The following is a 20,896-nucleotide window of genomic DNA, read 5'->3' on the forward strand; positions in this document are numbered from 1 at the left end:
GGCGCACGGTTCGCTACGGGTCACGCCGGCGGCTCCGCCCGCCGCAAGGAGCGGACCGCCGGGACCGACAGCAGCACCGCGAAGGTCACCACCGCGACCAGGGTGGACACGTACAGCAGCGTGCGTGCGCCGATGAGTTCGGCGACCGGGCCCGCCAGGGCCTGGCCGACGGGGAAGGCGATGAGGGACCCGGCGACGTCGTAGGCGTAGACCCGGTTCAGTACGGCCGCGGGGACCTGGGACTGGACGCTCGTGGCCCACATGACGCTCCAGAACGCCCAGGCGGCCCCGCCCACCACGAAGCACACGCACGTCGACCACAGTGGAAGGCCCAGGGCGTTGGAGAGGGGGAGGACGACCCAGGCGAACATCGCGACCGCTCCGGCGGCCAGCGGCCGCTTCGGGCGGAACCGCATGCCGATCAGACCGCCCAGGACGTTGCCCGCCCCGAACGCCGTCCAGACCAGGCCGAGGCCGGTGGCCCCGTGCTCGTTCGCGACCAGGAGCGTGGTGAGGGGGCGCAGGGGACCGAAGGTCGTGATGCCGTTGACGGCCCAGGCCAGGATGACCACCCACAGCCAGGTACGGGAGCGGAACTCGTGCCAGCCTTCGAGGAGGTTGCGCCAGGTGGACGTCGTGCGGTCCGGGGTGGGCGCGGGGGCGAGCCGCAGCAGGAGGAGACAGGCGCCGCTGACGGCGAAGGTCGCCGCGTCGATGGTGAGGACCAGGGCTACGCCGAACACCGCGACCAGGACCGCGGCGATGGTCGGCCCGGCCATCGAGGCGATGGCCTCGGCGATGCGGATGGTGGCGTTGGCCCGCTGCAGGTCCTTCGCCACCTGGGGAACGATGCTGGCGACGCCGGGCTGGAACGCGGCCGAGGCGGTACCGCTTCCGGCCGCGAGGAGGAGCAGGAGCCAGAGCGGGGCGTGCCCGGTGCCGAAGGCGGTCGCGGCGGCTATCTGGAGGCAGCAGCGCGCGGCGTCCGCGCCGATCATCATGCGGCGGGGTGTGAAGCGGTCGGCGAGCACCCCGCCGAACAGGATGAGCACGGCGAACGGGAGCATCTGCGCGGCCAGGACGAAGCCCACTCCGGTGGCTCCGTAGCCGAGTTGCACGACGCCGTACATCAGTGCCACCGGCAGCATGGCGTCACCGAGGAGCGAGACCAGACGAGCGGTGAAGTACAGCCGGAAGTTCTTGCTCCACAGTGGTGGCGCCGCCGCTTCCCCGACGGCGTCGGTGGTCAGGGTCACGGTTGTTCCCTATCCGTGGAGTCGTGGAGACCTGGCCAGTTCGTCCGTTTCCTGACCACGTTTTGCGTCATTGAATCGATCACGAAGGCTAGAGGTCACCGAATGGGCGGAGCAAGTGGAATAGATCGCCTGAGTGACCGTCACCGCCCCTCGCGCAGAACCTCGGTGGCTCCCTGACCGGGGGTTTGAATGTTCATTCATGCGGGGTGGCCGGGCACATGGTGGCCGGTGCATTCGGCGCTACGCACGGGGACGGCCCCTGCCCACCCGGCCGGGGCCGGGGTGAACAGGGGCCGTCCGTGCGCCCTCTCACTCCTCGCAGAGGGTCAGCACTCGTACCGTGTCGTGTGCTTGAACGTGGACGAGGCGCCCTGGAAGCCGTACGTCCCGCGGTAGGACGGCGGGTTCTGGTACTCGCCGACGATGATGACGGAGTCGGCGCACGAGCCCGGCCCCGACCGCTTGGCCTCCAGTCTCAGCTGCTCCCCGAAGGAGCCGCCCGTGATGTCCCACGGAGCGCCGCAGATGCCCGAGGTGATCCGGCCGCCCGTGACCACGTACGGGTAGGTGTTCGGGTTGTAGGTCACTTCCATGTCGAACGTGGTCGGGCCGTTGTGGAGCTGGAGCTTCGTGGTGGTCGAGACGGCTTGCGCCGATGCCTCCCGGGCCGGCGCGAAGGCTTCGTCGCGGGTCTTCACCTCGGCTCCCTGCGAGTTCAGGAAGCGGTGCTCACGGCCGGTCTGCCGGCCCTTCGACGTCTTCTGTGCGTGAACGGTCATGCGGAGAGTCCTCTCCGGATTGCTGACGGTGGTCAGGAACCCTTTCCTGTCAGGCGAGTTGCTCGGCGATCTCGACACGCAGCAGGGTCCGGACGTTCTCGATGTGGTTGGCCACGGTGATGACCTGGGATCCGGCGAAGAGCAGACCCAGCGCGACACCGTCCTGGGAGGTCACCAGCGAACCGGAGTCGCCGCCCGCGGAGATGTTGGTCGTCAGGATCTGGTCCTTGAAGCGCGCGGTGCCCGCCGCCCCGTAGTTCACGTCGATCGTCGCGTCGACCGAGACGATCCGGCCGAAGGTGACGTTCGTCGTCCTGCCGGTCTTCCGGACGAGGTCGCCCACGGCCACGTTGGCCTTGCGCCGCCAGGCCCGCGGTACGCCGCTGAAGTACTGGTCCCGGGTCGCGTCCTGGAACTCGACCGCGCCCAGCGCCGCGTCCACGATGTTGTTGTGCCGCTCCACGGGGATCAGCGGGGCGAACTGGAGGGTGATGAACCGGTCCAGCGTCGCGATCCGGTCGGCGGGATCCCGTCCGCCGTCGAAGGTGCCCGGCTGGACGATGGCGCTTCCCGCCGGAGCCTGGTTCGAGTCCGCCAGCACGTGGTTGTTGCTGAGGATGTAGAACCTCGCGGGCGTGCCGAGCCCCGGGCCCGGCGGGTCGGTGGAGGCACCGGGAAGGAAGTCGTACACCACGCTGCCGAGCGTGCCGGCCGTCACCCGTACGTTGCCGACCGAGAAGCCGGATGGACACGGCCGCATCCTGCGCCTGAGCAACTGCGGCTCGAACAAGCCGACTCCGGAGCCTTCTTGGAGCATCGGCTGCCCGTGCGAGAGCTGCGTCGACCAGTCGCGTGCGCTGCCGTCTGCCCGGTAGGCGAGGTCGTCCTGCTCGATCATCGTCCGGCGCGGCTGCTGGGCGCGCTGGGCAAAGACGTGGCCGACCGCGATCACGTCGGTCGGAGTGCCGTCGTCCATCTGCCGCGGCACGACGTCCCGTTCGGGGAGCATCGACTCGGGCACCTTCTGGTTCACGAAGACCAGCAGTGCGGGCTCGCCGGTCGGCTGTCCACCGGTCCACTTCACACCGTGGCCGAAGCCGACGACGTTGGACATCGGTGCCTGCGGATGCATGAAGTCGGCGAGTGCCTGGCGGCGGGAGCTTTCGCTCACCTGCCCGCCGGTGGGTCCTCGCATCATGTCGGGTCGGCTCATGCCGACCACCCCTTCTCTCGCTCGTACGCGCATCGCGTACGGCCCCAGGGCGGTGCACGGCAGCATCCGCGCGCCGGTATCACCGTCCGCGCGTCCCCACCTGCCACGTCTTGATGCCCTCGGGGCCATGTCGTCGGTCCGCCGCCCGCACGGAACCCGACTGATGTGGACCGGCAACCAGAGCGCCGGTTCCGATGAGGCGACGGACCCGCCGACCAGTGCGCGGTCACGGCGTCCGGCATCCCCGTCATATGTACGGTCCGGCGGGCCTCTCCCTCGCCCGGCCGGTACGACAGGTCTATGCCCAACTGCCCGTCAAGTCAAGGCGTTCAGAGCGTAATTGCGTTTTTCAAGCCGTTCTGTGGATGTTGACCTTGTATGGGAAAATTGTCGGACCCCGGAGGCTACGGGTGGTCGGGCACGTACTTGTAGCCCACGCGCCGCACCGTGGAGATGCGGCCCCGGTGGGCGGGGCCGAGCTTGCGGCGCAGCCGGGCCACGTGGACGTCGACGGTGCGGCCGTCGCCGACGTGCCCGTAACCCCAGATGGTCGAGATGAGCGCCTCCCGTGTGTGGACCGTGTGCGGGTGGGCCACGAAGTGGGACAGGAGGTCGAACTCCAGGTAGGTGAGCTCCAGTTCGCGGCCGGCGACCTCGACCAGCCGGCGTTCCCGGTCGACCTGAATGGCGTCGCCGGAGCGTACGGGCTCGAGGCGGGAGGCCGGTTCCGGATCGGGAGCCCGCTGCGGCCCGGGATCCAGGGGACGCATCTCCGGGCGCACACCGTGCGAGTTCATCAGCGCCACCGGGTCCACGTTCGCCGGCAAGAACACCAGGTATCCGATGCGGCCGCCGTGCGTTCCGTCGGCGGGGACGGCGGTCGGATGGTCACCGACCAGCTGGAGTCGGGAGGCCGGGAAGCGGCGGGTGGCGGGTGCGGGGAGCGCGGTGGTCATGATGAGCCCCTTCGGCTGCTCGGAGTGAACTACGGATGCCGGGCGTTCGGCCACGACAGGGCAGGGCGGATCCATGACGGATCCGGCGGGGTGGCTCAGAGGGGTCGACGCCAGGAGGACCGCCACCGGGAGGAGAGGGTGGCGTACGGAGCGAAGCGGCGGCCGGATCGCCCGCGCGCGGAGTGGAAATGCCCTGCCGGAGAAGCCTTAGACGGGTCGGCAGACGGCGCTGGCGACGAGACGGAGGTCAACGTGCCTGCGGCGTACGAGCAACGGCTGCGACGGGGGCATGGGCACATCGTGAGGTGCCCGACGGGCCCTCGTCAATACTTTCCTATCAATTAGATAGGGAATAGGAGCCGTCCGGTCGCACCTCCGGCGACCACCGACCCCGGCCGTGCCGGCCGGTGGGTCTCCTGACCTTGCGTCATCTCTCATCTCAAGACCGGACTGTCCGCCATGCGGTCAGGCACTTGCCGGGAAGGCCGCTTCGGGCAAGTATCCCTATCAATCCGATGGGAAAGGTGGGGATCCGGTGAAGCGCGGTTCGAGCACCTCCCGCGCCACCCGGCGAGCCACCGGCCGAAGCCCCAACAATCTTCCGGAGTAGTCGACATGACCACCGCCACCCCCCATGGCACCGCTGTCCGCCCAGCCCCAGCGCCACGCGGCGACGCCCGGGTGTGTCGGTGACTCCCATGCCGACGACACCGAGCACCATCGGCCGTCGGTCCGCCGACGAGCAGCGCCGGGCGGCGCTCCTGCGTACCGCCGACGACGTGGCGGACGATCTCGCCGCGGACGCCATCTTCCGCGACCGGGCGGGCAGGCCGCCGACCGACGAGGTGGCCCGGCTCCGGGAGGCCGGTCTGCTGACCGGCCTCACCCCGCCCGGGCCGGGCCGGGGAGCGGACTGGCGTACCGGATGCACCGTCATCCGGAAGCTCTCCACGGCGGACAGCTCCGTCGGCGACGTACTGGCCCGCCACTACGTGCACGCGTGGAGCGGACGCTTCTACGCGAACCACCACCACGCGACCGACCTCGAAGAGCAGTCGGTGCGCGAGCAGTGGCTGTGGACCGGCGCCATCCGCACCCCGGAGCCCGACGACGACACCGGCGGGCCGGACCTCACGCTGCAGCCCCGCAACACCGGCTACGTGCTGAGCGGGCGCCGTTTCGTGGATACGGCGGTGGCCGTCGCCGACCAGATCGTGGTCGACGCCGTCTGCGCGGTGACCGGTGACGTCCTGGTCGTACGGATCCCACCCGGCGTTCCGCGCATGACCATCGAACCCGCCCACGACCGCCTCGGGCAGCGCGTGGTCGGCGCCGGCGAGGTGGCCTTCGACCGGGTCACCGTCACGCCCGGACAGGTGCTGGGCCGCCGCCCGTACGACGAGGAGCCGGCCGCTCCCTTCACCTCGCTCGCCGATCCGGTGCTCCGGCTGGCCCTGTGCCACGTCGGCCTCGGGATCGTCGAGGGCGCCCTCACCGAAGCGCGCGACCTCAGCAGGGGCGGCCACGCATACCGACTGCCCGGTGCGGACCCCGACCTCTTCCTGACGTACGGGGAACTCGCCTCCGCCGCCCAGACGGCCACCGCCGTGGTGGACCGGGCGACCGAGGTGATGGCGCGGGCCCTCGACACCGGTGCGCAGCTCGACGCCGAGGAACCCGCGGGCATCGCCGCCCTGGTCGCCACGGCCGAGACGGTGACGTCGAAGGCCGCCCTGCACGTCACGGCGCGCGTGCTGGAACTCGCCGACGCTCCCGGGCTGGACCGCTTCTGGCGCAACGCCCGCGTCCTGACGGCCCACCACCCTGCCGCGCACCGTCTGCGCTCCATCGGCGAGCACTACCTCAACGGCTCCCACCGTGCGGTGGCGGCGGCCTTCCACTGACCCGAGGCACCGCGCGGGGTGCTGATCCCCGGCCGCGGGGCGGGTGCTCGTACCCGCCCCGTGGCCGGCGGCGCACCCGCGGCGGACGCCGGGCGCGCAGGCATGCGGGATAATGGCCACATGCGGATCTCAGCCAGGGCGGACTACGCGGTACGTGCCGCACTGCAGCTTGCCGCGTCACAGGATGACGGGCCGCTGAAGGCCGAGGCCATCGCCGACGCCCAGGACATCCCGCACAAGTTCCTCGAAGGCATCTTGAACGACATGCGCCGGGGCGGTCTCGTGCTGAGCCAGCGCGGGGGCAACGGCGGTTACTGGCTGGCCAAGCCCGCCCAGTCGATCAGCATCGCGGACGTCATCCGCGTCGTGGACGGACCGCTCGTCTCGGTGCGCGGGGTTCGCCCGCCCGATCTGACGTACACGGGCCCCGCGCAGGCTCTCCTCCCCCTGTGGATCGCACTTCGGGCCAACGTCCGCGAGATCCTCGACGGCGTGACGCTCGCGGACGTCGCATCGTCCGATCTGCCCCCCGACGTGTCCGCCCTGTCCCGCGCTCCCGACGCCTGGACCAATCCCTAGCCCTCGCCGCACCCCTGTCCCACCCTCACCCCACCCCTGCCCCACCTGCGGTTTCTCATATTTCGAGATTCAACCGTCCAGAATGTGGTCAGTCTCTTGGGGCGCGCCTTCCTGTCTGCCAATATGCCTACCAACCAGGTGGGAAAACTAGGAATCAGGGGGTGAGGTGGCCGTGCAGACACTGCAGCGCGCCGGCCGGATCCCGTCCCTGACCTCCCGCCGGCACATCGACCTGGTCCGTACGTCCAGCGCCATCTGTCAGCCTTCCTGACACCGGCCGCAGGGCCCGGTACCCCGCGCAGGGCACTGCCGGGGCACTGAGCAGCCCCTCGCCGTCGGCCGGCCCGGCCCCTCGGCCGACATCACCGCCCGCGCGCTCCCGTGATCCCGCCGCCCACGGCCGGGAACGGCTGCCGCACGTGCCGACGCCTCCGCGCCGCCGTCTCCGTACCGCCTCGTCCCCGTACTTGCCATCTCCGCATCACCGCATCTCCCCCGACCACCACCCGTGAAAGGACACCTCCGTGTCTGCCGCAAGACCGCTCACCACCCTGCGTGCCATCGCCCTGACCGCTGCGCTCCCCCTGCTGCTCACCGCCTGCGGCTACGGTTCCGAGGCCAAGAAGGACGACGCTCCCGCGAAGGAGAACGTCGCCGCCGACGCCGGCAAGAAGCTGTCCGCCTCCGAGGTCCGCATCGGCTACTTCCCCAACCTGACCCACGCCACCGCGCTGGTCGGTCTCCAGGAAGGCCTGATCGCCAAGGAACTCGGCGCCACCGCCATCAAGCCGCAGTCCTTCAACGCCGGCCCGTCCGAGATCGAAGCCCTCAACGGTGGCTCTCTCGACATCGGCTTCATCGGCCCCTCCCCCTCGATCAACGCCTACGTCAAGTCCAAGGGCTCCAACCTGCGGATCATCTCCGGCTCCGCCTCCGGCGGCGTCAAGCTGGTCGTGAACCCGGCGAAGATCAAGACCCTGGACGACCTCAAGGGCAAGAAGATCGCCACCCCCCAGAAGGGGAACACCCAGGACGTCGCGTTCCTCAACTGGATCGCCGAAAAGGGCTGGACGGTCGACCCGGAGTCCGGCAAGGGCGACGTCTCCGTCGTCCGCACCGACAACAAGGTCACCCCCGACGCCTTCAAGTCCGGCTCCATCGACGGCGCCTGGGTCCCCGAGCCCACCGCCTCCAAGCTCGTCTCCGACGGCGGCTCCGTCCTCCTCGACGAAACCACCCTGTGGCCCGACAAGAAGTTCGTGATCACGAACATCATCGTGTCCCAGAAGTTCCTCAAGGAGCACCCCGACGTCGTCGAGGCCGTGCTCAAGGGAACCGTGAAGACCAACGAGTGGATCAACGCCAACCCGGACAAGGCCAAGGCCTCCGCGAACGCCAAGCTCGCCGCCGAAGGCGGCAAGCCCCTCGACGCCAAGGTCATCGACCCCGCCTGGCCCAGCATCCTCATCACCAACGACCCCCTCGCCGCAACCCTCAAGACCCAGTCCGAGTGGGCCGTCAAGGCCAAGCTCATCGAGAAGCCCGACCTGAGCGGCATCTACGACCTGACGCTCCTGAACAAGGTCCTCAAGGCCGCCGGCCAGCCCGAGGTCTCCGACGCCGGACTCGGCGCCAAGTAGCACACGCTCCGCCCGTGCGACGGCCGTCCTCCCGGACCGCCGTCGCACCGGCGTTCGCGCCGCGGATCCCACCGGCATACCGCTGCGGGAGGTCACCGGGCTGCGCACGACGTTCCCCGGCCGGGACCGGACACCCTGCACCCGCGCCCTGCTCGCTGCCGCGCCCCCGCCCTCCGTCTCGAAGGAGCTCCCCTCGTGACCAGCCCGACCACCCCCACGCCCCCCGCCACCCCGAACCGCCGTGATCCCTACGACGGCTTCGCCGGACGCGTGGGCCGTACCTTCGCCGAGTCCGTGCCGTCCTGGCAGCCGCCGCGCCGGCCCGCGGGCCGTGCCCCGAACGTCGTCGTGGTCCTCGTCGACGACATGGGCTACAGCGACATCGGCCCCTTCGGCTCGGAAGTCCCCACCCCCGTACTCGACGAACTGGCCGAGGGCGGCCTGCGCCTGGCCAACTACCACACCATGCCGCTGTGCTCACCCGCGCGCGCCGCACTGCTCACGGGTCTCAACCCGCACCGCGTCGGGTATTCGACGGTCGCCAACTTCGACCCCGGTTTCCCCGGTTACGGCATGGAGGTCGGCGAGGACGTCCCCACCCTGGCCGAGCTCCTGCACGACGCGGGCTACGCCACCTACGCCGTCGGCAAGTGGCACCTGACCCGCGACTCGGCCTCCAACGCCGCCGATGACCGGCGCAATTGGCCCCTGCAGAAGGGCTTCGACCAGTACTACGGCGTACTGGAGGGCCTGACCAGCCTCTTCCACCCGCACCAACTGGTCCGCGACAACAGCCCGCTGGACATCGACGAACTGCCCGACGGCTACTACTACACCGACGACATCACCGACCAGGCCATCTCCATGGTGAAGTCGCTCCGCGCACACGACCCCGACAAGCCGTTCTTCCTCTACGTGGCGCACAACGCCGTCCACGGCCCCCTCCAGGCGAAGCCCGCGGACATCGCACGTCAGCGCGGTCGCTACGACGGCGGCTGGGACGCCCTTCGCCGGACCCGCTTCGCCCGCCAGATCGCCGACGGCCTCTTCCCCGAGGGGACCGCCCTGCCGGACCGCAACTCCGAGGCGGGCTTCGACGTAGGCCCCTGGGATGAGCTGACGCCCGCGCAACAGCGCCGCTACGCGCGCTACATGGAGGTGTACGCGGCGATGGTCGACAACATCGACCAGAACCTCGGCCGGCTCACCGTGACCCTGCGCGCCCTCGGCGAACTCGACAACACCATCATCGTCTTCACCTCCGACAACGGCGGAACCGGAGAGGGCGGCGCCGAGGGCACGCGCAGCTACTTCAGCCGCTTCGTCCACCAGCCCGTCCCGGACGACTGGAACGAGGACGTGGACCGGGACACCGACCTCATCGGCGGCCCGCAGAGCCTGGTGCACTACCCGCGCGGCTGGGGCATGGCCTCCAACACCCCCTTCCGGCTCTACAAGGGCCAGACCCACGCGGGCGGCGTGCGGGTGCCGTTCGTCATCTCCTGGCCCGAGGGCCTGCGCCGGGCCGACGGCGACAGCGGGGTCCGCCAGCAGTACCAGTACGTCACCGACATCACCCCCACCCTCCTGGAGCTCGCGGGCGTACGGCGCCCGGAGCTGTGGCGCTCGCGGCCGGCCCAGGAACCGGACGGCGTCAGCTTCGCCCCCGTGCTGCACGACGGGCGGGCGCCCAGCGCCCACACCGAGCAGTACTGCGAGATGTCGGGCAACCGCAGCTACTACCGCGACGGCTGGAAGCTGGTGACCCTCCACCGCCCCGGAACGCCGTACGACGACGGCGAATGGGCGCTGTACGACCTGCGCACCGACCCGACCGAAACCCTGGACGTCGCCCGGGACCACCCGGAGGTGGTGAAGGAACTGGCAGCGGCCTGGGAGTCGGCTGCCTGGCGCAACGGCGTCTTCCCCCTCGCCGACGGCAGCGGCGCACTCGCCCGGCGGGGCCCCGCCGAGGAACGCTTCCACCGCCCCCTCACCCTGCTGGCGGGCACGCCCGAGCTGGAGCGCTACCGCTCCTCCCGGCTCATCTCCTTCCGCTCCTTCGACATCACCGTCGAACTCGACGAACACGCCGCCCCGGACCAGGGCGTGCTGGTCTCGCACGGCGACCAGGGCGGCGGCTACAGCCTGTACGTGGAGGACGGGCGGCTGCGGTTCGCCTACAACGAGTACGGAGAACTGCACGAGACCGACGCCGGTCCACTGCCCGCGGGCCGCCGGACGATCACGCTCTCGGCCGAGGCGGTGGAGGGCCTGCGCTGGGAGTTCCGCATCCTGCTCGACGGGGTGGAGACCGGCCGGTCGACCAGCGTGCACCAGCTCATCGGCATGGCCCCGCTGCAGGGCATCAGCGTGGGCGTGGACCGCAGGTCCCCGGTCTCCTGGCCGGTCTACGAACGCCACCGCAGCTTCCGCTACACCGGCGGCCTGCGCTCGGTGACCTACACCCCCGGCACGCAGGCGCCCTACGACCCGGCGCTCGTGGCCCGTGCACTGCGGGAGGCGGCGGCCGCCTTCGAGTGACGACGGCGGCCGGCCGGGCTCAGGATGCGGGCCGCACGGTCCGCATCCGCCCGTAGGCATACACGCACCCCGCGAGCGCGAGGTCCGACAGCAGCATGAAGCCGATCGAGTACGAGTCCTTCGCGCTGTAGATCGCGCCCATCACCAGCGGGGGCACGAAGCCCCCGAGGCCGCCCATCGCTCCGACGATGCCCGTCACGCTGCCCACCTGTGGCTGCGGCGTCACCTGCGAGACCAGGGCGAAGACACTGCCGCTGGCCGTCCCGAGCCCGGCCGCCATCAGGAGCAGGGCGCACGTGCCGACGGGGTTCATCGCCGGGTCGAAGGCCTGCACGATCGCGAGGAGGGCCACCAGGCCCAGAGCCCCGGCCGTGACCTGCGCCGGGTGGATCCGGTCCGACAGCCAGCCGCCGATCGGCCGGAAGACCACCGTGACCAGGGCGAATCCCGCCGCCTTGGTACCGGCGTCGGTCGCGGACAGCCCGTACCAGGTCTTCAGGTACGTCGGCAGGTACACCCCGAACGCGACGATCCCCCCGAAGCCGATCGCGTAGAGCGCGGCCAGCTCCCACGTCACCCGAAGGCGCCCCGCGCCGCGTAGGCGCGAGGCGAGCGAGGCCGTCGGTACGGGCCTGTCCGGCCGGTCCCTGAGCAGCAGGGCAGCCAGGACGGCGTACGCGGCGAGCGCCAGGGCCACCACGAGGAAGGGCAGGTCGGGGTCGTGCTTGGCGATGCGCGGTGTGACGTACCCGGACAGTGCGACACCGCCCATGCCCATCCCGAAGACCCCGAGCGCGAAGCCCCGCCGGGCGGGCGGGAACCAGGAGTTGACGAGCGGGATGCCGATCGCGAACGTCGTGCCGCCCAGACCCAGCAGGAAGCCCACCACGAGCGTCAGAGCGTAGCTCTGGCGTGCCGGGATCAGCAGCAGCACGGGCACGATGGTGAGCGCGGACACCACCGGGAACATCAGCCTCGCGCCGTAGCGGTCGGTCAGCGCTCCCACCGGGATCCGCCCGAGCGACCCGACCAGCACCGGCACCGCGACGAGCAGCGACTGCTGGAAGGAGGAGAGATGGAGCCGGTCCTTGTAGTCGCCGGCCAGCGGCGCGATCAGGTCCCACGCCCAGAAGGTGAGCGTGAACCCGAGCGTCGCCAGGGCCAGATTGCGGTACCCGGCGGACGAGGGCCGCGACGTCGACGTGGAGTCCATCCCGTCAGTCAAGACGCCCCGGGTCGTCCGGTCGCGCAGGACTGCGCCAAAAGGACCACGGACGCCGACCCCGGCAGGGCCTCCGGTCTCCCCTTGCACCGGACGCCGTTCGCCTTCGACCGGCGCCACGTGACTCCGCCCGGGCCTCTCCATCGCCATCGACTTGGCGGAGGGAGACCGACCATCGCAACGCCTCTTGCATGTTCTATGCCATACACCATAGATTACCGACAGGTAGCTCACGCGGTGGGCCGCGTCGTCGTCGCGAGGGTGGTGGAGCGGGTGAGTCCGCGCAAGAGTGACAGCCGTGACCGGATGGTCCTCAGCACTGTTGCCCTGCTGCCCGAGTACGGTGCGAGCGGCACCAGCATCGACCGGGTCCTCGCCCACAGCGGAGCCCCTCGGGGCTCGGTGTACCACCACTTCCCCGGCGGGCGGACTCAGCTCATCGACGAGGCGGTGGCGCTGGCCGGGGACTTCATCTCGGGGCTGATCGACACCAAGACGCAAACCGGTGATCCGGTGGATGCCATCGACGCGTTCTTCGTGCTGTGGCGCGACCGGCTCGTGGAGAGCGGCTTCCGGGCCGGCTGCCCGGTCGTGGCGGTGGCCGTGGAGACCAACGACGAGGCCCCTCAGCTCGCCCGCTCCGCCGCCGCGGTCTTCGCCCGCTGGCAGGAGGCCTTCGCGGCCCTGTTCGTCCGGCACGGCCTGACCGAGGAACGCAGCCGCAGGCTGGGCTCCTTCGTCATCGCCGCGGTCGAAGGCGCGGTGATCATGTGCCGGGCCGAGCAGAGTGCCGCCCCGATCGAGGCGGCCGCCGCCGAGATCCACGACCTGCTCGTGTACGCCCTGCGCGACCGCCGCGAGGCCTGACCCCGCCCCGCCACAACCCGAACTCGCTTCACCTGCATCGTCCGAAGGAGCCGCCATGCCCTCGCTCGATCGTCAGGACAACGACTTCGTCCTCGACCCCGGCGACGGAGAGCAAGCACCTCATCCAAGGAGAACGACCGTGACCACCACCGACCTGACCGCCCTGTCCGGCCTGGAGCTGATGCGCTGGGTCCAGACCGAACGCCCGGCCGACATCCCCTCCATCGGCCGCCTGCTCGGCATGCGCTTCGACGAGGTCGAGCACGGCCGCATCGTCGTCTCCCTCGACACGCGCCCCGACTTCGCCAACCCCCTCGGCACGGTCCACGGAGGCATCGCCGCCACCCTCCTCGACTCCGCCATGGGCTGCGCCGTCCACACCACCCTGCCCGCCGGCACCGGCTACACGACCCTCGAACTCAAGGTCAACTACATCCGTGCCGCCCGCACCGACGGTCAGGTACTCACCGCAGAGGGCAAGGTCATCCACGCCGGACGCCGCACCGCCACCGCCGAGGGCAAGGTGCTCGACGACCAGGGCAAGCTGATCGCCCACGCCACCACCACGTGCATGATCTTCTGAACGGCTGGGGTTTCCCGCGTGCTGCCCGGCAACCGTCGGTCGAACTCTGATTCGACTACCCTGCTGGAGCTGTCACACGTGAACGAAGGACGCATATGGCTCGCCCCTACAGCCCCGGACCGAAACAGTTCGTCTTCGCCGTCGGTGACGGCAACGACCAACAGGTCTCCGTGGGCGACCCTCAGGAAGCCTACGTAGCCTTCTCCGCGTTCTTCCGTGGTCGGGATTCCGAGACCTACACCATCATTGACGAGCCGTCGGGGCAGAGTTTGGTCCTCATGCCCGGGCAAGGTGTGATCTCCCGGATCAAGGATGCGGACCAACCTCGATCGGAATACCTCCAGGTCGACAGGGGCAATCGCTACCTTCCGAGCGCGATGCTGTTCTTCGAGAACGGATATGCCGGCCTCGACCGGTTCGGCCAGTGGTTCTCCGACCTCGCCGACCTCGACGCGTCCCCGGAGACTCGCGGTGCCGCCCGCGCCGCCACGATCACGACGGAAGCGGCGGCGATCGAAGAAGTCGCCCGGATCTGGGCGGATTCGGGCTACGTGGACCCGAGCGACCGGTACTACGTCTTCTTCGACTCGCACGGCGTCGACGATGACCGAGCAGAGCGGGCCGAACTGCTCAAGTTGATCGAGTTCCTCGGTATCGAGCGAGTCGACGCCCCGGCCGAGGCCGCCGGGGGCGAAGTCTGGGTGCGCACCGACACGCGTCTCGACGTCGAGTTCGCACGATGGTCGTGAACGACATCGTTTTCACGCGCGGGAGCGGCTGGATGCCGAACGTGATCCGCGAGGACGGCGAGCTGAAGCTGACGCTCGGTGCCGGGGCCGACGCCAACCACGATCCCCGCACGTTCGCGTTCCCGATCAGCGAAGCCCATCTCGCGGTGATCCGGGAGGACCTGGCCAGGCACCTGCTGCTGTGGAGTGCGGTCCTTCCGCTGTGCGACGCCGCCGGAACCCGGGGCCGGCTCGACGAGAACGCCGCCGTCGCGCTCCTGGACCCGATCCTCCTTGCCGCGCCCGCGGACCTCGACGCGCTCTTCCGGCGCATCCCGTGGGACAGGAGCCGGCTCATCGCCCACGGGGCCGACATCGCTCTGCTTGAACGCGGTCAGGTGTGCGCGGCGATGCGCGGGGCGACGGAGACGTCGAACGGGAAGCGGGCGCAGGAGTACCACGCGGACCGCCGTCGCGCCGAGCGCGGAGCCGTACTCGGTCCACTCGACGCCGCGATGCTGAGGTACACGGGCCAGTACGCACACGGCTCGACGGTTCCCAGGCGGATGCCCGATGCCGTCGACCCCGCGCTGCTGCCCGAGGTCACGCGGGTGATCGCCACCGCGGAGCAGGCGTGCGCCGGAATGCGGATCGGCCGCGATCCGCGCCGGGGAAAGCGCGCCACGGACAAGCGCGACTGGGATCGGATGCGGACGACGGTCGAAGCGGCCGTGCGCCGTACGCACCCTGCGCTCGTCGATGACGCGGTGCGCACCGTGAGCTTCCTGATGTGCTCGGAGGCCGCGGACCGCTCCAGGAGCACACCGATGGAGGATGACGAGGAGGCTGCCGGCCACCGCGCCGACTCCGGCGGGAGTGTGGGGAAGACGGCCCTGTCGTTCACCGACGACAAGGGCGTCGAGAAGAAGTGGCTGCGGGACGGTCCCCGCACTGCCTCCGCGGAGTTCTGGGAGTTCGTCGGCGACCGCTCTGCCGCGGACAACGAAGTGTTCACCATCGAGGACGAGGAGATGGGCGAAGGGATCCAGCTCCACTTCTACGCGGACTCCATCGCCCGGGTCACGACGCTGCGCAAGGGTGACGGCGGGTCGGATCCGGAGTACCGGGTCGAGTACGGCCTGGTCGACGGGATCGGCGCGTACCGGAACCTGGTGAGCACCTTCGTCCGCGGCGGCTGCGCCGCACTCGACCAGCACGGTCCCTGGATGCCGGATGCCGCCGAGTTCGAGCGCGCGCGCAGGCGGCGGCGCGAAGCCCGGTAGATACGCGTCGTCCGGCCGACGTTCGATGCGCAGCCTTGCTCGTCAGGCGTCGGCGAAGAGGGGGTCGTACGGCGTACCCGCGCGGCGGCCGGCCATGAAGGAGAGGAAGTCGCCGACGAAGGCGCTCTTGCCGTGGGCGCCGCCGGTGGTGACGAGGTCGCGGTGGAAGGCGGTACGGAAGAGGGTTCGGTACTCGTCCGCGTCGATGCTCCCGTTGCCGTCCTGGTCGGTGGCGTCGAAGAGGACCTCGGCAACCCGGATGAGCGCGGGTCCGGCGAGGGAGGGGACGGCGGTCGCGTACTCTTCGGCGCTGACGCGGCCGTCGCCGTCCGTGTCGAGGGCGGCCTGGAGTTCGCGCCACCAGGCGGCGAAGGCATCGTAGAGCCGGGTCTCCTCGGGCTCGTCCAGGTCGAGTCGGGTGGAGAGTTCGCGGGCCATGGCCGCGAGGTCGGGCCAGTCGAGGTGGCCGTCGCCCGTCTGGTCCAGCACCTGTCGGAAGAACTCCTCCGCCGAGCGTCGGTTCTCGTCCGTTCCCCTCGGGGGTGCCGGTTCGAAGTCGGCGTCGCCGCTGAGCGGTGTGAGGAGGCGGAGCAGGGCCGATGCCCGCTTCATGCGGGCGCGCAGGGCGGTCAAGGTGCGGGCACGGGGGTCATCGCTGTCGGGCGAGAGCGAGAGGGCTTCGATGATGCTCTCGGCGTTGATCCAGCCCTCGGGCAGGAATCGGGTGAGCCCCGCAGCGAGGTACGCGCCCTGCATGAGGGTCGCGGCGCCCGGCATCTCGGGCAGGCCGGACCGGCGCCGGTAGGGCTCGGGGAGCGAGGCGACGGTGATCGCGCCCAGGAGCGGACCGACCACGGCGCGGCCGGCCGCCCACAGCGTCGGCGCGCCGTCGAGCAGCGCGGGAGCGGGAAGGTGGTCGAAGAGCCGGTAGAGGATGACGCGGACCGCCTCGGTGTTCTCCAGCTCGTTCTCGACGACCCGGTCGAAGTACCGCCAGAAGTCGTTCAGGTCCTCGGGGAGTTCCGCGGCGTCGCCGTCGAGCGCGGCGAGGTACGCACGGTACTCGGCGTACATCCGCTCCATCGTGTCCTGGTCGAGCGGCTGGCCGCTCAGCCGGCACATGGTGACGGCGCTCTCGAAGAGGGTGGCGACCACCCAGGCGCGGGTCGCGCGGTCCATGGCGTCGTAGGCGCGCCCGCGGGAGTCGGATCCGCTCATGCGGGCGTGCAGCCGGTTGAGCCGGGCGGCCTCCCGTTCGCGTTCCGCCGGGTCGGCGGCGAACATGCGCCGCATGCTGAGGAAGGTGTTGCGCAGTCGGCGCCAGGGATGGGTGACGAAGGTGGAGTTGTCGGCGAGGGCGGCGCCGATCTGCGGGTGAGCTGCCTCCAGGACGGTGGCGCGGATGATGGCCAATGCCCAGCGCGGGTCGTCGAAGAAGGCGCCGAACTGCGAATCCGGCCCGAACAGGGGCGCCTCATCGGCCGTTCCGGTGGTGTCGGTGATCAAGACGGGTCTCCGTTCGTCCGGGCGGGCACGCCGCCGAAGCGGCGGTCGCGGCGCCGGTAGGTGTGCAGGCAGGCGAGGAAGTCGGGGGCGCGGAAGTCCGGCCAGAGCACCTCGGGGAAGACCCACTCGGCGTAGGCGACCTGCCAGAGCATGAAGTTGGAGATGCGCTGCTCACCGGAGGTACGGACGACCAGATCCACGTCGGGAGTGTCGGGGAAGGGCAGGTGGTCCGCGAAGAGGCGTTCGGTCACCTCGTCGGCGGGCGTCCCGCTGAGGATCAGCGACCTCGCGGCCTCCACGATGTCCCGGCGCCCCCCGTGGTCGAAGGCGACGGTCAGCGTCATCCCCCGGTTCTCGGCGGTCAGGAGCGCCACGTCCTCGAAGTCCTGGGCCAGTGCCCGGGGGATCCGCGGGTCGCTGACCCCGAGGAAGCGGCAGCGGATACCGCGCGCGAGCAGCAGCGGTGCATGCTTGCGCACGACCCGCCGCACCAGACTCATCAGGAATTCGACTTCGCTGCCGGGGCGGTTCCAGTTCTCGGTGGAGAACGCGTACAGGCTGAGCCACTCCACGCCGGCGGCCCGAGCCGCCTCGATGACATCGATGACCGCGGCCTCGGCCGCCCGGTGACCCGCCGTACGGGGAAGCGAACGCCGTTGCGCCCAACGCCCGTTGCCGTCCATGACGCAGGCCACATGCCGCGGCCCCGCACGCAACGCCCGTTCCTCCTGCCAGTGCCCACCGGGTCCGCTGCCGCTCTGTGGCCCGTCCGGCGGACCCTCCATCACCGCACGTGCGCGCGGGACTCCGCGGTCCGTCACGCCCGGCCCCGCCCCGTCCGGAGCGGCGTGACCAGCCGTACCGTGCTCTTTCACGCCCACCCCGCCTCGCCCGATCCCCACCAGCGCATTCCGCCCCCGGAGTCTGGCAGGGCGAAAGGGCCGTGATCGGCCGAACGAGTGGCCATCACCTTTGACCCGTACGTTCGATTCCGTCCGCGTGGTGAAGCAGCGGACTCGCTCGCGCACGGGTCTTTCAAGGTTCAGAGTCGATGTTCGGAAGGCTTCTCCTTCCCACTCCCCGGTGCGGGCAGGGGGAGGGAGAACCAGACGGCTTTGCCCTCGGCCGTGGGCAGGGTGCCCCAGGCCTCAGCGAGGGAGTCGACCAGGAGCAGTCCCCGTCCGGACTCGGCGTCGTGCGGGGCGAACCTCGCCTGCGGGAGTACGGGGCTTCCGTCGCACACTTCGACGCTGAGTTCGCGCCCCGCCTGTCTCACGCGCAGCCGGACCGGGCCGCAGCTGTGGTTCACCGCGTTGGAGAGGAGTTCCGACGCGAGCAGGCACGCGGTGTCGCACAGCTGGTCGTCGCCCCTCCCCCACACGCCGAGGGTGGAGCGCAGGAAACGGCGGCCGGCGCCGACGCTGCTGGGCTGGGCGGGCAGCACCACGCTCTGCGAGGTCACCGGTGAATCGGGGATGTGAACGAGGAGCAGGGTGACGTCGTCCGCGTAGTCGTCGGCGTCGGGGAGCATCTCGCCGAGGAGGCAGTCGGCCATCACTTCCAGGCCGTCGACATGGGTGCAGGTCTTGCCCAGTGCCGAGGACAGCCGGTCGACTTGTTCCTCGATGTCGCTGCCCGGGGTTTCGACCAGTCCGTCGGTGTAGAGGGCGAGGACCGAGCCGGGTTCCACGGCGTGGCGGCTCTCGTGGTGTGGTACCTCGCCGACGCCGAGCGGCACGCTGACGTCGACGGCGAGGCGACTCACCTGGCCGTCGGGGGCGGCGAGGAGCAAGGGGAGGTGCCCGGCCGAGCAGACGGTCAGCTCCGCGGCGTCCGCATCGACGACCAGGTAGCAGCAGGTGACGAACTGATCCGGGAGTTCGCTGACCACCGCGTCGAGGGCGCGCATCAGCTGCCAGGGCGGCATGCCGGTCTTGGCCAGCGCGTGTGAGGCCGAGCGGAGTTGGCCCATGACGGCGGCGGCCTCCAGTCCGCGGCCCATGACATCGCCGATCATGACACCGACGCGGCCGCCTCCCAGGGGGATCAGGTCGAACCAGTCGCCGCCCACACCCGCGCCCTGGCGAGCCGGAAAGTACCGGCTCGCCGTCGGCATCCCCGGGACCGCCGCGGGCGATCCCATGAGGCTGCGCTGCAGGGTGAGGGCGACGTGGCGCTGCTGTTCGTAGAGTTCGGCGAGCTTGTCCTCGGCGGCCTTGCGGTCGCTGACGTCGCGGATGGCGGCCGACACGAGCGTTCCGTCCGGGGTTTCCAGGGGGCTGAGGCTGATCTCGACGGGGAACTCGCGCCCGTCCCGGCACAGCCCGTGCAGTTCCAGCCCGGCGCCCATGGGTCTGACCTGGCGGTCGACGAAGTAGCCCTGCCGGAAGTGGGAGTGATGACCGCGGAACCTCTCCGGGACGAGGATCTCGACGGGCCGGCCCAGGAGATCTGCCCGGGTGTGACCGAAGAGTGCTTCCGTCTGGGCGTTGACGAGTTGGATCGTGCCGTGGTCGTCGACGATGACCATCGCGTCGGGGGCGGCCTCCAGGAGTGCCCGGAACAGCTCCTCGGCCGCCTTGCGCTCGCTCACGTCGCGTACGGCCGCGGAGATGAGCAGGCCGTCGGCGGTCTGCAGGGGGCTGAGGCTGATCTCGACGGGGAACTCGCGCCCGTCCCGGCACAGCCCGTACAGCTCCAGGCCCGCCCCCATGGGCCGGACCTGACGGCTGGCCGCGTAGCCGAGCCGGTGGCTCGGGTGGAGCCCGCGGAAACGCTCGGGTACCAGGACGTCGATGGACCGGCCGAGCAACTCCTGCCGGGGGTGGCCGAACAGTGCTTCCGTCTGGGCGTTCACCAGCCGGATCACACCCGCGTCGTCCACGATCACCATCGCGTCCGGTGCCGCTTCCAGAAGGGCGCGGAAGGGTTCCTCGGTCGTTGTCGTCATGTCGCGCCTAGCACTCGCCGAACACCACCGAAAGCGACATCCGATCACGCCCTCACACGTCACCTCACCTGTTGACTGGAACATGTGCGCAAATGACCGGGTGCGACCACGGGCAGGAGCCGGCCGCGATCACTGATCCGCGAGGAGGCCGGGCAGTCCGCGCATGTCGTCGAAGACGACGGTGCCGGGGCCTTCGAGGCGGTCCGCGGGAACCATCCCCCCGGCGTAGGCGAACGCTCGCATGCCTGCGGCTCGGGCTGCTTGAAGACCGTACTGGCTGTCCTCGACCACGGCGCATGCCTCAGGCGCGATCCCCATCCGTCGCGCGGCGTGGAGGAACAGATCCGGGGCCGGTTTGCCGTGCTTGACCTCGGTGGCGCTGAAGATGCGGCCTTCGAAGCGCGGGTGGAGACCGGTGAGTCCCAGTGTGAAACGCATCTTGTCGTGGCTCCCGCTGGATGCCACGCAGGTGGGGAGACCCGTGAGGGCATCGAGGGCGTCGACGATGCCGGGGACGGGGGTGAGTTCGGCGGCGAGCGCATCGCGGTAGAGGGGCTCGAACTCCTCCTCCCAGTCGGCCGGCAGGCCGTACCCGAGGTGGGCCTCTATCTCCTTCGTCATCGACTGACTCGAACGGCCCATGAACCGGTCGACGATCTCGGCTTCGGTGAGGCTCCATCCCAGCTTGGCCAGGACGAGTGCATCCACGCGCACCGCGATGCGTTCGCTGTCGACCAGCACGCCGTCGCAGTCGAATATGACGAGTTCAATGGGGTGGGCCATCCCCGCAGGATAAGTGGGCTCTCCCAGGACCCACGGCCCGGGACCCACGGCCCTGGACCCACCGCACGGGGGCGGAGGGCCTCTTGCGCGACCGCCGCCGAAC

At 70.4% G+C, this 20,896-nt stretch carries 18 protein-coding genes; 9 read left to right on the forward strand and 9 right to left on the reverse strand.

Going from position 1 to position 20,896, the window contains the following annotated elements:
• Nucleotides 1–20 precede the first annotated feature (20 nt).
• The 4 genes from OHA37_RS04465 to OHA37_RS04480 all read right to left on the reverse strand — a co-directional run bounded on the left by OHA37_RS04465 (nucleotide 21) and on the right by OHA37_RS04480 (nucleotide 4,204).
• Nucleotides 21–1,256, reverse strand: a complete 1,236-nt coding sequence (locus OHA37_RS04465; RefSeq protein WP_266902663.1) for an MFS transporter — start codon at nucleotides 1,254–1,256, stop codon at nucleotides 21–23.
• Nucleotides 1,257–1,582: 326 nt separating this feature from the next.
• Nucleotides 1,583–2,035 carry a hypothetical protein gene (locus OHA37_RS04470; RefSeq protein WP_266902665.1) on the reverse strand — a complete coding sequence of 151 codons (453 nt, stop codon included), beginning with the start codon at nucleotides 2,033–2,035 and terminating at the stop codon, nucleotides 1,583–1,585.
• 49 nt (nucleotides 2,036–2,084) lie between these two features.
• Entirely contained in the window at nucleotides 2,085–3,248 is a 1,164-nt protein-coding gene (locus tag OHA37_RS04475; RefSeq protein ID WP_266902667.1) for a hypothetical protein, read from the reverse strand.
• Nucleotides 3,249–3,652: 404 nt separating this feature from the next.
• Complete coding sequence (locus tag OHA37_RS04480; RefSeq protein WP_266902669.1) at nucleotides 3,653–4,204, reverse strand: winged helix-turn-helix domain-containing protein; 552 nt, start codon at nucleotides 4,202–4,204, stop codon at nucleotides 3,653–3,655.
• Between the two features lie 698 nt (nucleotides 4,205–4,902).
• Here OHA37_RS04480 and OHA37_RS04485 point away from each other — a divergent pair.
• The 5 genes from OHA37_RS04485 to OHA37_RS04505 all read left to right on the forward strand — a co-directional run bounded on the left by OHA37_RS04485 (nucleotide 4,903) and on the right by OHA37_RS04505 (nucleotide 10,871).
• Nucleotides 4,903–6,108, forward strand: a complete 1,206-nt coding sequence (locus OHA37_RS04485; protein ID WP_266902671.1) for an acyl-CoA dehydrogenase — start codon at nucleotides 4,903–4,905, stop codon at nucleotides 6,106–6,108.
• Nucleotides 6,109–6,228: 120 nt separating this feature from the next.
• Nucleotides 6,229–6,687, forward strand: a complete 459-nt coding sequence (locus OHA37_RS04490; RefSeq protein ID WP_266902673.1) for an RrF2 family transcriptional regulator — start codon at nucleotides 6,229–6,231, stop codon at nucleotides 6,685–6,687.
• A gap of 172 nt (nucleotides 6,688–6,859) precedes the next feature.
• Nucleotides 6,860–6,958: a putative leader peptide gene (locus OHA37_RS04495; protein WP_323182305.1), complete on the forward strand. Its 99-nt coding sequence runs from the start codon at nucleotides 6,860–6,862 to the stop codon at nucleotides 6,956–6,958.
• Nucleotides 6,959–7,211: 253 nt separating this feature from the next.
• Complete coding sequence (locus OHA37_RS04500; protein ID WP_266902675.1) at nucleotides 7,212–8,327, forward strand: aliphatic sulfonate ABC transporter substrate-binding protein; 1,116 nt, start codon at nucleotides 7,212–7,214, stop codon at nucleotides 8,325–8,327.
• 195 nt (nucleotides 8,328–8,522) lie between these two features.
• Entirely contained in the window at nucleotides 8,523–10,871 is a 2,349-nt protein-coding gene (locus OHA37_RS04505; RefSeq protein ID WP_266902677.1) for an arylsulfatase, read from the forward strand.
• A gap of 19 nt (nucleotides 10,872–10,890) precedes the next feature.
• Here OHA37_RS04505 and OHA37_RS04510 read toward each other — a convergent pair whose 3' ends face one another.
• Nucleotides 10,891–12,084, reverse strand: coding sequence for a nitrate/nitrite transporter (locus tag OHA37_RS04510; RefSeq protein ID WP_266902679.1), 1,194 nt, complete (start codon nucleotides 12,082–12,084; stop codon nucleotides 10,891–10,893).
• Between the two features lie 282 nt (nucleotides 12,085–12,366).
• Here OHA37_RS04510 and OHA37_RS04515 point away from each other — a divergent pair, with 282 nt between their 5' ends.
• The 4 genes from OHA37_RS04515 (at nucleotide 12,367) to OHA37_RS04530 (ending at nucleotide 15,554) form a co-directional block, all read left to right on the forward strand.
• Nucleotides 12,367–12,960 carry a TetR/AcrR family transcriptional regulator gene (locus OHA37_RS04515; RefSeq protein WP_266902681.1) on the forward strand — a complete coding sequence of 198 codons (594 nt, stop codon included), beginning with the start codon at nucleotides 12,367–12,369 and terminating at the stop codon, nucleotides 12,958–12,960.
• A 139-nt stretch (nucleotides 12,961–13,099) separates the two neighbouring features.
• Nucleotides 13,100–13,543: a PaaI family thioesterase gene (locus OHA37_RS04520; protein WP_323182401.1), complete on the forward strand. Its 444-nt coding sequence runs from the start codon at nucleotides 13,100–13,102 to the stop codon at nucleotides 13,541–13,543.
• Nucleotides 13,544–13,638: 95 nt separating this feature from the next.
• Nucleotides 13,639–14,292: a DUF6357 family protein gene (locus OHA37_RS04525; RefSeq protein ID WP_266902685.1), complete on the forward strand. Its 654-nt coding sequence runs from the start codon at nucleotides 13,639–13,641 to the stop codon at nucleotides 14,290–14,292.
• Nucleotides 14,289–15,554 carry a DUF6357 family protein gene (locus OHA37_RS04530; RefSeq protein ID WP_266902687.1) on the forward strand — a complete coding sequence of 422 codons (1,266 nt, stop codon included), beginning with the start codon at nucleotides 14,289–14,291 and terminating at the stop codon, nucleotides 15,552–15,554. Before OHA37_RS04525 ends, OHA37_RS04530 begins: the two co-directional genes overlap by 4 nt.
• Before the next feature lie 42 nt (nucleotides 15,555–15,596).
• Here OHA37_RS04530 and OHA37_RS04535 read toward each other — a convergent pair whose 3' ends face one another.
• The 4 genes from OHA37_RS04535 to OHA37_RS04550 form a co-directional block, all read right to left on the reverse strand.
• Complete coding sequence (locus tag OHA37_RS04535) at nucleotides 15,597–17,060, reverse strand: oxygenase MpaB family protein (protein ID WP_266902689.1); 1,464 nt, start codon at nucleotides 17,058–17,060, stop codon at nucleotides 15,597–15,599.
• Nucleotides 17,057–17,743: a polyprenyl diphosphate synthase gene (gene uppS / locus OHA37_RS04540; RefSeq protein WP_443046111.1), complete on the reverse strand. Its 687-nt coding sequence runs from the start codon at nucleotides 17,741–17,743 to the stop codon at nucleotides 17,057–17,059. The genes OHA37_RS04535 and uppS overlap by 4 nt, the downstream gene beginning before the upstream one ends.
• A 359-nt stretch (nucleotides 17,744–18,102) precedes the next feature.
• Nucleotides 18,103–20,010, reverse strand: coding sequence for a PAS domain S-box protein (locus OHA37_RS04545; protein ID WP_266902693.1), 1,908 nt, complete (start codon nucleotides 20,008–20,010; stop codon nucleotides 18,103–18,105).
• Between the two features lie 129 nt (nucleotides 20,011–20,139).
• Nucleotides 20,140–20,793, reverse strand: coding sequence for an HAD family hydrolase (locus OHA37_RS04550; RefSeq protein WP_266902695.1), 654 nt, complete (start codon nucleotides 20,791–20,793; stop codon nucleotides 20,140–20,142).
• Nucleotides 20,794–20,896: the final 103 nt, after the last annotated feature.

Source organism: Streptomyces sp. NBC_00335 (assembly GCF_036127095.1).
Lineage (GTDB): Bacteria > Actinomycetota > Actinomycetes > Streptomycetales > Streptomycetaceae > Streptomyces.